General features: G+C 38.0%; 15 protein-coding genes. 3 read left to right on the forward strand and 12 right to left on the reverse strand.

The features are described 5' to 3' along the window. Window positions 1-167 precede the first annotated feature (167 nt). Window positions 168-3866 (forward strand): polysaccharide deacetylase family protein, encoded by a 3699-nt coding sequence (locus tag RGF10_RS21975; protein WP_318505766.1) that lies wholly within the window; start codon window positions 168-170, stop codon window positions 3864-3866. 98 nt (window positions 3867-3964) lie between these two features. On the opposite strand, the gene RGF10_RS21980 is transcribed toward RGF10_RS21975, so the two are convergent. From RGF10_RS21980 to RGF10_RS22000, 5 genes are all read right to left on the reverse strand, one after another. Further along, window positions 3965-4525: a hypothetical protein gene (locus RGF10_RS21980; protein ID WP_318505768.1), complete on the reverse strand. Its 561-nt coding sequence runs from the start codon at window positions 4523-4525 to the stop codon at window positions 3965-3967. 204 nt (window positions 4526-4729) lie between these two features. Beyond that, complete coding sequence (locus RGF10_RS21985) at window positions 4730-5533, reverse strand: hypothetical protein (protein WP_318505770.1); 804 nt, start codon at window positions 5531-5533, stop codon at window positions 4730-4732. A 47-nt stretch (window positions 5534-5580) separates the two neighbouring features. Continuing rightward, the gene (locus RGF10_RS21990; RefSeq protein ID WP_318505772.1) at window positions 5581-5904 is read right to left on the reverse strand and encodes a hypothetical protein; all 324 of its coding nucleotides are present in this window, start codon (window positions 5902-5904) and stop codon (window positions 5581-5583) included. A 294-nt stretch (window positions 5905-6198) separates the two neighbouring features. Further along, window positions 6199-6687: an aminotransferase class I/II-fold pyridoxal phosphate-dependent enzyme gene (locus RGF10_RS21995; protein ID WP_318505774.1), complete on the reverse strand. Its 489-nt coding sequence runs from the start codon at window positions 6685-6687 to the stop codon at window positions 6199-6201. Then, entirely contained in the window at window positions 6638-7525 is an 888-nt protein-coding gene (locus tag RGF10_RS22000) for a MocR-like pyridoxine biosynthesis transcription factor PdxR (RefSeq protein ID WP_318505776.1), read from the reverse strand. The genes RGF10_RS21995 and RGF10_RS22000 overlap by 50 nt, the downstream gene beginning before the upstream one ends. Window positions 7526-7632: 107 nt before the next feature. Here RGF10_RS22000 and RGF10_RS22005 point away from each other — a divergent pair, with 107 nt between their 5' ends. Beyond that, window positions 7633-8178, forward strand: coding sequence for a pyridoxamine 5'-phosphate oxidase family protein (locus tag RGF10_RS22005; RefSeq protein WP_318505778.1), 546 nt, complete (start codon window positions 7633-7635; stop codon window positions 8176-8178). A 174-nt stretch (window positions 8179-8352) separates the two neighbouring features. Here RGF10_RS22005 and RGF10_RS22010 read toward each other — a convergent pair whose 3' ends face one another. Further along, window positions 8353-8895: a DUF1697 domain-containing protein gene (locus RGF10_RS22010; protein ID WP_318505780.1), complete on the reverse strand. Its 543-nt coding sequence runs from the start codon at window positions 8893-8895 to the stop codon at window positions 8353-8355. A gap of 283 nt (window positions 8896-9178) precedes the next feature. Between RGF10_RS22010 and RGF10_RS22015 the strand changes: the two genes are divergently transcribed. Then, entirely contained in the window at window positions 9179-10060 is an 882-nt protein-coding gene (locus RGF10_RS22015) for an oxidoreductase (RefSeq protein WP_412176758.1), read from the forward strand. An 89-nt stretch (window positions 10061-10149) separates the two neighbouring features. Here RGF10_RS22015 and RGF10_RS22020 read toward each other — a convergent pair whose 3' ends face one another. From RGF10_RS22020 to yfcE, 6 genes are all read right to left on the reverse strand, one after another. Beyond that, window positions 10150-11133 carry an NAD(P)/FAD-dependent oxidoreductase gene (locus RGF10_RS22020; protein WP_318505782.1) on the reverse strand — a complete coding sequence of 328 codons (984 nt, stop codon included), beginning with the start codon at window positions 11131-11133 and terminating at the stop codon, window positions 10150-10152. After that, window positions 11130-11738: an FAD-binding protein gene (locus RGF10_RS22025; protein ID WP_318505784.1), complete on the reverse strand. Its 609-nt coding sequence runs from the start codon at window positions 11736-11738 to the stop codon at window positions 11130-11132. Before RGF10_RS22025 ends, RGF10_RS22020 begins: the two co-directional genes overlap by 4 nt. An 86-nt stretch (window positions 11739-11824) precedes the next feature. Then, window positions 11825-12391 carry a DUF4256 domain-containing protein gene (locus RGF10_RS22030; protein WP_318505785.1) on the reverse strand — a complete coding sequence of 189 codons (567 nt, stop codon included), beginning with the start codon at window positions 12389-12391 and terminating at the stop codon, window positions 11825-11827. A gap of 223 nt (window positions 12392-12614) precedes the next feature. Then, complete coding sequence (locus RGF10_RS22035) at window positions 12615-12932, reverse strand: DUF378 domain-containing protein (RefSeq protein ID WP_318505787.1); 318 nt, start codon at window positions 12930-12932, stop codon at window positions 12615-12617. Window positions 12933-13231: 299 nt separating this feature from the next. Continuing rightward, window positions 13232-14008 carry a glutamate racemase gene (murI, locus tag RGF10_RS22040; RefSeq protein WP_318505790.1) on the reverse strand — a complete coding sequence of 259 codons (777 nt, stop codon included), beginning with the start codon at window positions 14006-14008 and terminating at the stop codon, window positions 13232-13234. Between the two features lie 82 nt (window positions 14009-14090). After that, entirely contained in the window at window positions 14091-14684 is a 594-nt protein-coding gene (gene yfcE, locus RGF10_RS22045; protein WP_318505792.1) for a phosphodiesterase, read from the reverse strand. Window positions 14685-14701: the final 17 nt, after the last annotated feature.

Here is a 14701-nt window from a genome sequence, read left to right on the forward strand (position 1 = left end):
TAAAAATAATAAACTTATTCAGCCTACCCCCAAAATAAGAATAGGACTACCTAAACTTTTGTTGATAGTCATTTTTTGTCGTAACAATTTTCTGCTGGAAGTGAAACCTTTAGATTACTACCAGTTTTTTATAGTATTCGACACTACACCTATAAGGAGGGGTCTATGTGAATCGAGTTTTTAGGTGGATTGTCCGATCCTTGTTTGCACCTGTTACTGGAAATGCCAGAGCGATTGCGAGTACACTTGGTTTTTTTCTAGCCTTTTTACCTTTAAATAGTTTTAGAATTCCATTATTGTTTGCTTTTTCACTTTTGTTGCGCCTTAATATTATCGCCTTATTTCTTGGAATGTTGATTACAATTTTTATTCCTAACATTCGGGAATTACCCTCACTGGATTTAGGTAGATTTGAATATTACTGGCTCTTTTCTACACTGAAAAATACACTATTATCTTCAAAGTCCCTTGCCTCTGGTGCCTTTGGTGGATTAATTGGTCTTGTTTGCTATTTTTTCTTCCATTGGTTTTACAATTTAGGGCTAAAAAAAAGGGTGCTAAATCAGGAACATATTTTTCTTGATCCTGCAAAGAGACGCTGGTCAATCATTAAACGAATGAGTGCAGGCTTTACCGTGTTAATTATTTTAGTGTCAACTATTTTTATGGAAAGCCTAAGTACCAACCCAGTTTTTCCTGAGCTGGAACTAAATAAAAGAACAGCTCATGGCGGGTTTGAGCCGATAAATACAAGTTTCTGTAAAGAAGAACTATCAGCACAGATTAAAAATGCGAATCCTTCCACTCTCAGCCAAAAAAACATGAGTAAAAATCTAATCACGACCAAACAAGAAGTCTATGGATTTTACGTCAATTGGGACAAAAACAGCAAAACCTCTTTCAATAAAAATATTCATTCTATTACTACATTAGTGCCGGAATGGCTGCAGCTTACGCCGGATCACACGCTTAAAGCCAGCACTGACCAATCTATTGCTCAAGAGGCAAAAGCACATGAGATAAAGGTTCTCCCATTAGTGAATAATTTTATTAATAATAAATGGGATGGGGATTTACTGCACCGGTTATTTACTACTCCAGGTGCTGAAGACCGTTTTATTAAAGATATGCTTGCTTATGTGAGAACAAATGGCTTTGACGGTATTAATATCGACTTTGAAGAAATTAATAAAGGTGACAAGGATCATTTTACAGATTTTATGGGTAATGTTTATGCAGCATTCCATGAACATAGCCTTATGGTCACGGTGGATGTTCCGCCAAATAACAATAGTTTTGACTATGAAACACTAGCAAAAAGGGCTGATCGCCTGATTGTCATGCTCTATGACCAAAACCATTCGATGAGTAAGCCTGGACCTGTAGCTCCAACATATTGGGTAAAGGAAAGCTTAAACCAACCCAATATTCCTTCCGAAAAACTGGTTGCGGGATTAGGAAACTATGGCTACGACTGGGAAGAACAATCGAGCCAGCCTGCCACTGCCATGACGTTCGCGAATATCATGGCTTTGGGGAATGATACGAATCTCAAAATCCAATGGAATAAGGATACTGGGAACCCTTATTTACGCTACAAACTAAATGAAAAAAAACATATCGTTTGGTTCTTAGATGCTGCTACATTTCATAATCAAATGAAGTTGGCAATGGACAGCGGCACAAAGGGAATAGCCGTTTGGAGGCTCGGTTCAGAAGATCCATCTATCTGGAATTTGATTAATAAACCAAAAGAAGTAGCCGATCCAACAACTGCCCTTCAAACCCTGGTTAGTCCTGAGCCTGATCGCCTTACAGGTGCTGGCGAGATTCTAAAAATAGCTTCTCAATCAGAAAAAGGGAAAAGAATCATTCAATTGGATGAATACGGAATGATTCAAACTGAAACCTATAATAAATTACCGAAGCGGTCTGATGTAATTCGGTATGGTAAACCGAAAACTAAGGAAATCGTCCTTTCTTTTGATGACGGCCCGAATCCAACCTATACACCACAAATATTGGACATATTAGAAAAGAACAACATTAAAGCGACCTTCTTTATTGTCGGAGCGAACGCATTGCAGCACCCAAAACTTGTTAAAAGATTGCATAAGGAAGGCCACGAAATAGGAAACCATACTTTCACGCATCCTGATGTTACCTCCATTACTCCATCGCAACTGAGAATGGAGCTGAATGCGAATCAGCGTTTATTCCAAGGGATTACAGGTCACTCCATGACTCTTTTCCGCCCGCCTTATATTGCCGATTCGAAGTTGGGAACAAAAAGTGAACTGGCAGCTGTCATGCAAGCACAGGAAATGGGTTATACCATGGTCGGTCAATCAATTGACTCTGATGATTGGAAAAACCTTTCTAGCAATGACATTGTCAATACTGTATTAAATCAGCTGCCGGAAGGAAATGTGATTTTGCTGCATGATGCCGGTGGTGACCGCTCCAATATGGTAAAAGCCTTACCTGTTATCATTAAAGAACTAAAGGCGCGCGGCTACACATTTACCACAATCGGTGATCTAATCGGAAAAACGGATGGTGAGATCATGCCCCCTGTTACTCAGGACAGCCATTTTTTAGTTTATGATAAGGCTGTATTTAAAATCCTCCAGGGCTGGCACTTTGGAGTAAGCTTCCTGTTCTATTCAGCGATTCTTTTAGGAATCGTTCGGTTGGCGGTCTTTGTTTTTCTTTCCAGAAGGCAGGTAAAGAGAAATAAACAGACCAGGATTGACCCTGACTTTACCCCTTTTGTCAGCATCGTTATTGCTGCCTATAATGAGGAAAAAGTCATTTGCAATACCATTCATTCAATTTTATCTAGTGATTACCCAAACTTTGAGATATTAATGATCGACGACGGATCAAAGGATCATACTGCTGTTGTAGTTGAAGAAAGTTATGCAAACAATTCCATAGTCAGATTAATTAAAAAAGCCAACGGAGGAAAATCGTCAGCTGTTAATATCGGGTTTAAAGAAGCTAAGGGAGAAATTGTGGTTGCGCTGGACGCTGATACACTCATCGCAGAGAATGCTATCTCTTTGCTTGTTAACCATTTCAAGAATGAACAGGTTGCAGCTGTTTCTGGTAATGTAAAGGTCGGCAATAAAGGGAACCTCCTGACAAACTGGCAGCATATCGAATATGTGACAGGCTTTAACCTGGAGAGACGGGCCTTTGCGGCGCTCAATTGCATTACGGTCGTACCAGGTGCAATCGGGGCATGGAGAAAGTCGGCGGTAGAAGAAGCGGGATACTTTAAAGAGGACACTCTAGCAGAGGATACCGATATCACACTTACACTTTTACGGAATGGGAAAAAGATTGAATTTGAAGAAAAGGCTTATGCCTATACAGAAGTGCCTGAAGATATTAAAAGCCTGGCAAAGCAACGTTATCGATGGGTTTATGGGACATTACAATGCTTATGGAAGCATCGTGAGGCTTTATTTAATAAAAAACATCACTCATTAGGCTATATTGCCCTTCCAAACATGTGGATTTTCCAATATATTTATCAAACTATCGCGCCGATTGCGGATCTATTGTTCCTTTTGGCTTTATTTACTGGAAATCCCGGAAAAGCAGCTATTGGGTTTACATTGTTCTACTTACTAGATTTCATTACATCTCTATATGCGTTTCGATTGGAGAAGGAAAATCCGAAACCACTGGTTTCCCTGTTTCTGCAACGAATCTTGTACAAACAGCTAATGACCTATGTCGTGATCAAATCACTCTTCTCCGCAATCAAGGGTGTAACAGTAGGTTGGAATAAACTTAAACGAAAAGGCAATGTAACCCAAGAAACCTCTATCGTGAAAGTGGACGAATATATGTAACACAACCTTTTCACAGGTCTTTCCCATTTGGGGAAGGCCTGTTTTTGTTGATTTTTTATAGGAAAAGGACCACCTTTTGGTGATCCTTTTCGACTGTACTACATGTTCTTACCATTGTTTTCTTTATTATCCTGACGGATTGCAGCCTTTTCTTTTGCGTCCTGGGAAACTTGTTGTCCATTATTGATTGTCGTTTGGGTCGGACTTGTTGTATTTGTTCCCGTACTCGTTGGTGTTGTTGGTGTTGTTGGTGCTTTGGGACTTGTCGCAGGTATCGTTGCTGAAACTGGTGTCGCTGTGGTTGTTACATTCTTATTAACAGGCGCTGGCGATGTGGTCACTTTAGCAGGACTTATTGCCGTTGCTTCTGTAGATTTATTTGCATTCTGTTGAATGACTGCTTTAGTCCTATCACTCTTGTTTTCATTTTCTATAGCCTCATGTATAGCCGGCTCAGCCTTCTCATTCGTTGTTGGCGCCTGATCCGTCACCGTTTTTTCATTGTTTACATCCGCTTTTTTGGGGTCTCCGGATATTGTTAAAGCAGATTCTTCTGCCATATGTTTAGAAGATTGATTGACTAATATGGCGTTAGTGATTGAAAACGTAACCGCACCTGCTAACACCATGGAAAAGGCTCCCCTTGTTAGTTTGCTCATTTTATTCCCCTCATGTTTCTTGTTAATCACAATAAAAGAATACGAACAAGCAAAACCGTATTATGGGGGTAGTAAAAAACCCAAAATCTTGAATTCGATATTCTTAATAAGGATTGGGCATTGATACGTTTGTAAATTCTTAACATGAGGAATATTTTGGCTGTAATACAAAAAAATAATCTCTTCTTATTAGAGGAGATTATTTTATAAATCAAGGTGAAATGTAAAGTTGGGGTGGATATAGATGACTTTAAAATCCGGGTTATCGATACAGTTAGAGTAGACGTCTTCAGGCGAAAACCATAAATGATCGTTTTTAAACTCATACCCTGCGCCATAGTAGTAGCTAAGCCATATTAGTTTTGTACAGTAGATGTAGGTCCACTCGTCTTTTAATGGGGTCTTAAGTGTAAAGTAAAACGTTGGTTTATTAATCCCCTTCTTTTTATTTTTCTGATATACATCTAAGTAATATAAAGCATATTTTGCTGCATTTTGCCCCATTTCTTCAGATACAGGCCGGAACTGGGCATGAATAGGATGATCTTTCTTAAAGCTTTCGATTGTAATGATCCTGACAATAGGATCAAACGGTAGAGATTCAATTGCCAGCGTATCATTTATCGCCATCGCTCCATGTCCCATATATCCATAAGGCAATCCATTCACATTATCACAGGCAATAAGGATATCTCCTGCTTTGTTTTGTGGTTCACGAAATGATTGTGGTTTTACTAAATGAGTTTCATTAAGTTTATCTAATTGGCCATTTACTATGACTTCTGCCTGAATTTGCACTGTATTAGGATGATAGCCACTTGTATTTAACACAATCGTGTCTATGAGTGAAATGGAACCAACATAATATTGATCTATGAAAATCGCCATTCGGTTAACTCTAACATTCTTATTTTTTATCTTTATGGTCATACTATCTTTATTTATTACCACGCTAAAAAACTGGACCAAAACACTCCCCTCACTTCCTAAAGGATGATTTCCATTCAAATGGAATGCCCCACTTGAAACAGCAGGGCACCCAAATTAAGAAGCTTTTATTTTCCTAGGTTTAAATAAATATCAGGATCTAAATTAAAATATGCTTGTGTTGTTGGGCTAATTTCAATATCACTGAATAATTTTGGATTTATTTGTGTAATCGGATTGACTTCTAAATGTGGATTTACTTGCGTAAATGGGCTCACATTTACATATGGATTTACTTGAGTACTAGGATTAAATTGTAGCAATGGCTGTTGTTGCGCTAATAACGACTCAACGTGTTGAAGGGAATTGTACCAATGATGATACTTCGCATACGCTTTTTGCATTTTTAACAAGCAATGATGTCTTCTTTGCATTAATTGCTGATAATCCATTACATTACCTCCTGACTTCTGTTTAATACCTTATGTAGATGGTAAAAGTCAGGCAACAAGTCCGAGAAAGATTGGGCAAAACTTAAAATGGAGCTTGATAAAATTAATCAACAGTTGTCAATGCGTTGATTTAATAAATGAAAAGTATTAAGGCAATTACCATCGTGGTTGTTGCCTTTTCCTTATTTTCAGACTATCATCTCATTTAAGATATTTTATCTTCTGTTGCTGGGAGGCAGCTAGCAAGGATTCTAATTCCATTTTCAATTTCATCAGTTGTTAATCCACCAAATCCTAACATGATATAGGAATGACTGTCTGGGGATGGGTTATACCAAAACCGTGCCGGGAATATACTTTTACCCCCTTCTTTAAACCCCTTTCGATCAGCTCTGGGGTTGATATACCTTTAAGCTTTAATAGGATATGTAAGCCTGATTTTTCGCCGACAATTTTTACTTGAGTGCCCATATATTGTTCAATACTTCTTAGTAGAGCCTGATGTTTTCTTTGATACAGCTTGCGTATTCTACGAATATGCCGTTCGAATTCTCCAGATTGCATAAACAGAGCCATTGCTTTCTGAATCATCGGAGAGACAGCTTGGTTATAAGCCTCAAACTTGCGAGAATATAGAACCATTAACGAGGGTGGAAGAACAATATAACTTAACCGAGCTGATGGTAGAAAGGATTTAGAAAACGTCCCTAAATAAATTACCCTTTCCTCTTCATCAAGCGATTTCAACGACGGAATCGGTTGGCCCCAGGTAGCGAAACTCACCGTCATAATCATCCTCAATAATGTATCCACCCGTTTGATAAGCCCATTTTAGTAATTGCATTCTTTTCGAAAAAGGCAAAACCATCCCGACTGGAAATTGATGAGAAGGCGTTACGTATACGGCGTTTGCACTGCACGCGTGCAAGTGCTCCATTGATAAACCATCTTTCTCAAGGGGCACAGGTTCGATATGGCACTCTTGATCTTCTAAGACCGAACGCACTCCACTGTATCCAGGTTCTTCCATAGCGACAGATTTTCCGTGGAGTTCTAAAAGCTGACAGAGCAACATTATGGAGGCCTGTGTTCCGGCGGTAATAATAATCTGTTCTGGTGAAGAACGGACACCTCTGGATTGCAGTAAATAGTTTGAAATCTCCTGCCTCAATTCGAACTCACCCTGTTTTTCGCTATACTGAAATAACCAATTGTTCTCTTGATCAACCGACTCGGATAAACACTTTATCCACTGCTTCAAGGGGAACTTTTCAAGATCTACATTCCCATATTCAAAATCGACAACGATATCGCTTGATGGTTTAACCTCCAAATTAATAAGCTGTTCCACCACAATCGGATGCAGTAGCGGCTGCTCCATCTCCGCTACCCATATTCCACTTTTAGGGACACTTTCGAGGTACCCTTCTGATTGTAACTGCTGATAGGCAGCCTCCACCGTGTTTCGACTGACCTTTAAATGATTCGTTAGCTGGCGAATCGATGGCAGCTTCGTTCCAGTCAACAGTCTTCCTTCTTCAATTTCCTTCTTAATCCAATTATACAACTGACTGTATAAAGGCTCTGGTAATTTCTTATCTAAAAAAGGGGTAAGTTCCATTGTTAACCCTCCGTCTGTCCCCAATAAACTTTTTGATTCTGTCGCTTTTCCTATGTACAGTTATTTTCTACAATGATTTTATCATATATTAGAAAGAGGGATGGGAAATGCATAAGGTTCGCCAAGAAAAGTTAGTATGTAGAGATGATAAGCGGATTGATCAATTTTTAAGCCAGGCACGGATAGGTTACCTTGGTTTAACAGATGGGGAACTGCCTTATGTTGTCCCGTTGAATTTTATCTGGATGAATGACGCTTTATACTTTCATGGAGCGTCGCAAGGGAGAAAAATTGAATTGATTCAGGCCAATACCAATTGTTGTTTTACAGTAGCTGAGGATTACGGAACGATGGTTAGTCCGATACCAGCCAAGACAGATACTGCTTACATGAGTGTAATGCTGTTTGGCGAACTCGAAACGGTAACGGATTTAGACGAAGCGACAACGGTAATGCAGGCCATTCTCGATAAGTATGTGCCAGGCTACTATGATAATAACCTTTCACCGTCTCATGTAGAGAAGTACCGCTCGTCTTTAGGGAGTCATACGGTTGTTTTCAGGCTTACTCCAAGTATACGAACGGCAAAGGAGAATCAGTTGGATACCGGGCGGGCTTTTTATCCGGGCAGGAAGATTGAGGCGGGTAGCTAAGTTCCTATTCTAATAGTCCTTGCCACTCAAGATTTATCCACATTAGATTGATTTAAAAAACACAGCGACGGTTCTCTTGTTCTCCTGATATTTACAATAAATAATTACAGAAGCAAAAGAGCCGTCCCAGTGTTTATTATGTTATTAAAACTAATGTAAGATCTTCGCATTTCCTCATCTGTCTGCAAGCTGTAATAGTTTTCTTACCGTGTTTGAATTTCGGATTGTAATGCTATCATACAAAGACGAACCGACAATCTTTGACCACCGGGTTCTTGAAAAGGTTTCGATAGGCGCAGACCAAAAAATCACTCTACCATAATGATCAACTTTTTCATATTCAGGTTTAATTACCCCAACACTCTCAATCACTTCCTCCACGGTAGTTGGTGGTATCACAAATATGGTATTATGCTTTGAGTCCTTGTCATGCCCCCACCATAATGGTGCATGGTTAAGTGCCGCAATAAGGTCATTTACAGCTATAATGGAAACAGGGATAGTTAACTGAAATTTATTCGTAATTAATACTTCGCATTCTTCTTTAAGCTTTTTCTCATCTTTATAATCACAGGTGAAAATTATATTTCCGCTGTTTATATAAGTAACAACATCCTTAAAACCATTTTGCTCAAATACATTCTTTAGTTCGGGCATAGAAATTTTATTTTTCCCACCAACATTGATACCTCGCAGAAAAGCAATATACTTCCTCATCTCCTACTCCCCTCATTAATCATTTGCTTTTACAATACCATTTTTGTAAGGATTGGTGGTATCTATACTCAAATGATCTTTCGAAAAACTCAAAATCCATAAAAATGTGTTTGGTTCTTTCAAAAGTTTAATCCCTATTTTATAAATAATTAAATCACCCAGTTGTTATAATAGAAAAATATCATCTAAAGTATTATTCTTAAAAAGCATTAAAATATACTACTCGTTGTGTAAAACGTAGATTACGCTATACGCTAACTATGTTAAAAAGGGGTGCATTGATATATCTAGTAAAATAGTTGTTATTACAGGCGCAAACAGTGGACTAGGACTTGAAACCGCCAAATATTTTGTAAGTATGGGAAATGAAGTGGTCATGGCTGTGAGAGATGTAATTAAAGGAGAAACAGCAAAGAACGAGTTGCTACGGTTATTTCCAGACGGAAAAATAGATGTTCTTTATCTAGATTTAGCAAAATTAAAAAGTGTTTATCAGTTTGCAGATGAATTTTCCCGAAAATACAATTCTTTAGATTTATTAATTAATAATGCTGGTGTTATGATTCCTCCTTATTCACGAACGGAAGAAGGATTTGAGCTACAATTCGGATGCAATCATTTAGGACATTTTGCCTTAACAGGTTTACTGCTTCCTTTCTTAGAAAAAGGAGAACACCCTCGTGTTGTCACACTAAGTTCCATCGCTCATCGAAATGGTATTATTGATTTTGATAATTTGGATGGTTCAATGGGTTATAAAGCAATGAAATTTTATTCACAAAGTAAGCTAGCAAACCTTTTATTTGCCAAGGAGTTAGATGAACGTTTAAAGCGCAATGGCTATAAAACAATAAGCTTAGCTGCACACCCAGGGATATCCTCTACCAATCTTTTTAGAATTGGAAAAGAAAAAGCACCTTGGTATATTACTCCGATTATTAAACTAATAGCGCAACCTGCTGAAAAAGGGGCATTACCCACAATAATGGCAGCAATAGACCAAAAATTAGTAGGCGGGGAATATATCGGCCCGGATGGTGCAGGAAATCGCAAAGGGAATCCGACGGTGGAAACACCTCACTCAAAAATCTATAACAAAGAAACGATGCAGAAGTTATGGGATGTTTCGGAGCAATTGACTTCGGTAAAATTTAATCTTAAATAGAAAAAATGAGATGCACCATACACTAAGGAGCCTAATCTATTAAAGGATTAGGCTCTTAAACTCTTTAAATTATATTTGTGTATCAAAAACTAATCTTCAATCTCCATTATTGCTTCTGCACATTTTATACCGTCAACAGCACTAGACGTGATCCCTCCAGCATAACCTGCACCTTCACCGCAAGGGTATAGCCCTTTGATGTTTGACTCAAAAGTGAGCGGATTTCGCTTAATGGTAGCTGGTGAAGAGCTTCGGCTTTCTACAGCTGATAAAACGGCATCGTGTTTGATAAAGCCAGCAAGTTTTTTATCCATTGCGCGCAACCCATCTTTTAAACTATCAATAATAAAATCATCGAGACATTCTCTTAAATCCGTTGGAGTAACACCTGGGGTATATGTTGGAATAACATCACCAAGTTGTTTACTACCCTTATTTTCTAAGAAATCGCCGACCAACTGTACAGGTGCAAAATAATTTCTGCCACCTAGTTCAAATGCTTTTCGCTCAAGTTTTCTTTGAAATTCGATTGCCGCCAAAACATCACCATCAAAATCCTTTGGCGTGACAGAAACAAGCAAAGCACTGTTCGCATTTTCACCACTTCTTGCGCTATAGCTCATCCCATTTGTCACGACAGTATTTTTTTCTGATGCAGCTGCAACAACATGTCCTCCAGGGCACATACAAAACGTGTAAACACCTCGTCCAGTGGGAAGATGAGCATTCAGCTTATATTCAGATGCACCTAGTAGTGGATTATTTGCAAAGCTACCGAATTGCTGTAAATCGATGTCTTTTTGGTGATGTTCAATCCGTACACCAACTGCAAATGGCTTAGGTATCATGTCTACACCTAAATCCTTTAACATATAAAAAGTATCTCGAGCACTATGCCCGATCGCCAATACTACAGCATCGGTTTCGATAGTCTGGGATTCTCCTTGGCTTTCAAGCACCACGCCTCGAACTTCACCATTTTCAATGATAAGCTCCTTCATTTTCGTTTCAAAACACACTTCTCCACCAAGACGTTCGATTTTTTTTCGAATATTTCTAACAACATTGATCAAAATGTCCGTTCCAATATGCGGCTTTGATAAATAAGCAATTTTACTAGGGCACCGGCTTCTATCAATTCCTTTAGTACCTTTGGAATTCTCGTATTTTTTATACCGGTAGTCAATTTCCCATCTGAAAATGTTCCAGCTCCACCTTCACCAAATTGCACATTACTACCCGTTTGAAGTTCTCCGTCTTTCCAAAATTTTTCAACTGCCATTTTTCTTTTATCGACGTCCATTCCCTGCTCTACAACAATGGGGTTTAAACCATGTTCTGCAAGCACTAAGGCACTGAAAAGCCCTGCTGGTCCACTGCCCACTACTACAGGACGGATGTTTTTTTTAGTTTTCTTATTCACATATTCTACCGGTTCAAAAGATGAGACATTTTTTATCCCTAAATACGTTCTTTCATTTTCAATTTCTACATCAACAGTATAAACAAGCTGGACATTATTTTTTTCCCTTGCGTCAATTGACTTCTTAGAAATATGAAAAGACAATATTTTGTCCTGCTTGACCCTTAGTATTTTCTGGATTTTCTGAGCTAAAAGTTCATTTTCCTTACTTGGATTAAAATCAGCACGAAGCTTAATATTACTTATTCTTAACATGTAAAATTCCATCCTAAATTTATTTTTCCATCATTAACATTTCCCAATAGAATACTCCTGCAGCCTCCATGAATGCACTTCAGAGTCTAAACCGTAAGCGAGCCACGGAAACCCCTAGCGGCATAGTAGGATTCTGCTCCATTATGGTACACAAATACAGTGTCGTAACGACGATCACAAAAGATCGCCCCACCGAGTTTTCTAATATTAGAGGGTGTTTTCACCCAGCTCGATGTTTTCATATCGAAATTTCCAAGTCTCTGCAACTCCCGATATTGTTCTTCCGTTAAAAGCTCAATGCCCAATTCAGTAGCCATATCAATCGCATTATTTTCTGGTTTATGTTGTTTCCTTGACTCCAGTGCCTCACGGTCATAACAAACACTTCTGCGACCTTTAGGACTTTCGGCTGAACAATCATAAAAAATATACTCATCCGTCATTTTATCATAACCAATAACATCCGGTTCACCGCCAGTTCTTTCCATTTCATTGAGCGACCACAGCTTTTCTGTATTAGTTTCTAGCTTCGCTTGTACATTTGCCCATTCAAGCCCTTTATGGCGATTCATGTTTTTTTCAAAACGAGCTTTCAATATTCCGAGTATTTCTTCACGTTGCTCTGGTGACAACTTCCTTTTTTCATTTTTCATACTAAACCTCCTAGTATATGATGATTATCGCCTGTAATCATTGATTTTACTACATATTTTCGTTCCAGCAGAGAAGCTGTTTCTACATGTCCAAAATTAATTTAAGTGGGAGGGATACCCCTCCCACTCAAAAACAAAAGAATTCACCTAAAATATTTGACTATACGTAGGAAGAGGGTATCCCAAAACAATAGCTTTTAGGACACCCTCTTACTTTCTATTTTTATTCATCTTCTCTGGCAGAGTTTTTTAAATGGGATAAGTCAGTTTCTTCACCAAATTCAGTTCCATAATTAAGTTTACCGTAGTTTCTCCTATTATTAGCCTCTTCTTTCGTATCAGTCACTTCCCATTGCTTAAACAATAGGGTTAAACAGATTAATCCACTAAGGCCAACCAGACTATAAATAACTCTTGATAAAAAAGAGTCTTGTCCACCAAATAATGCCGCTACTAAATCAAAATTAAATAAACCGATTAATCCCCAATTTATAGCCCCAATGATAACTAATGTTAAGGCAATTCTTTGTAAAACTTTCATGAACATGTCTCCTTTATATTAGTTTCTTTCAAAATACAACTGTTTTCTATTCGGTTGCACTAACTACCTTATGACTTATGTTGTATTTTTATCATTTCTATAAATGGGGAAATCATACACAAAAATTGGATAATAAATTAGATTTACTCAATTTTTTATTGAGAATGCACGCCTTAAGATTTAACAATTACATAAAAGAACCTCATTTACTTGTTACAAATTCGCCAATCCCAACACTCTTGAGCGTTGGGCTAAACTTATTTCTAAATTCGTTGTCAAAATAGATTTATCTTTTTGATTTATATCCTGTCTAACATTATTAATAACTCATTATAATTCGATAAGGTTTCTTTATCTTCAACTTTAAGACCAGATTTAAAAAACGAAATATTCCCTGTTCCATCGTTAATTTGATTTCTTTCTTCGAGAATTCGTTTTAAGTTTTTGGCAGTTCCAATACTTCCAGAAATAATATCCACTTCTTCAGGAAATATTTTCTTAATACTATTTTTAAAATAAGGGAAATGGGTGCATCCAAGAACAATCGTTCCATATCGTTGTAAATCAAGCGCGGATAGTTTTTCTTTTAAATATGGTACAACCTTCTCTTCTCTGAATTCGAAATTCTCAGCAAATTCGACAAGACCAGGAAGCGGTAGACTTTCAACAATATCGTGATGGTCTAAACTTTTCACAAGGTTATGAAACTTTTCCTCTCTGAGCGTCAAATTAGTTGCCAACACTAATACCTTTTTTCTTTTTTCTCCACAGCTTTGAACAGCAGGTTTTACGGCTGGTTCAATACCCAAAATAGGGAAATCATACTTTTGGCGAAGTTCATCCACTGCGATACTTGTTGCAGTGTTACATGCAATGACTAATGCTTTAACTCCTTGATTAGCCATAAAGTCCACTGCATTAAATATATATTCCCTTACCTCTTCTTTTGGTTTTTCACCATATGGAACATGTAAAGTATCCGCATAAAATATGTAATCTTCATTCGGTAGAAACCTCAAAGCTTGATGTAGTACGGTCATTCCACCTATTCCAGAATCAAAAAAACCTATTTTCATTACTTTCACTTCTTTTCCTAAATTAATAACTTATTCAGAATATCATTTTTTAATCATTTTGTTATTCCTTTTTCCCATTCGTTCACCAAAAAAATCTTGCATGCTTTATCGATTTTCCAGGCAGCCGATAGTTCTGTATTCCCATTCTCTTTATTAAAGTTTGGCTATCAAGATTCCAAAGTTCAATTTGCCCATTTTCATACAAAGCAAAGGACTTAGTCCCATCCTTTGGAATAGTCGTGCTTCCGGGATTTAGTACGATGATCCCGTCTTGTTCTTTAAGTACTTTGATATGCGTATGGCCGGATACAACAACCTGACAGCCAAGTTTTTTCGCTACCTCAATTCGCTCTTCTTCCGTCTCCTCATATCCATGTACAAGATAAAATTTATAGTTATCAAAGGCTATGACCCGCGATTTATAGGAAAGGTCTTGCTCTGTAACCATCTCGTCGACATCCGCATCACAATTTCCGCGAACATAGACAACATCTTTTCGATCCTTTAGAAATGCAGCCAAATTCTTTGGATTATAAGTCTCTGGAAGGTCATTCCGCGGGCCATGATATAAAACATCGCCCAAATGGCAAATTTGCATAGAGCCTTCAAGAAACTTTAGAGCTTGAACTACATTTTCATAACCACCGTGTGAATCACTGATAAAACCCAATTTCATACCATCATTCCTCCCGT

The organism is Bacillus sp. T3, from assembly GCF_033449965.1.
Classification (GTDB): Bacteria; Bacillota; Bacilli; order Bacillales; family Cytobacillaceae; genus Bacillus_BU.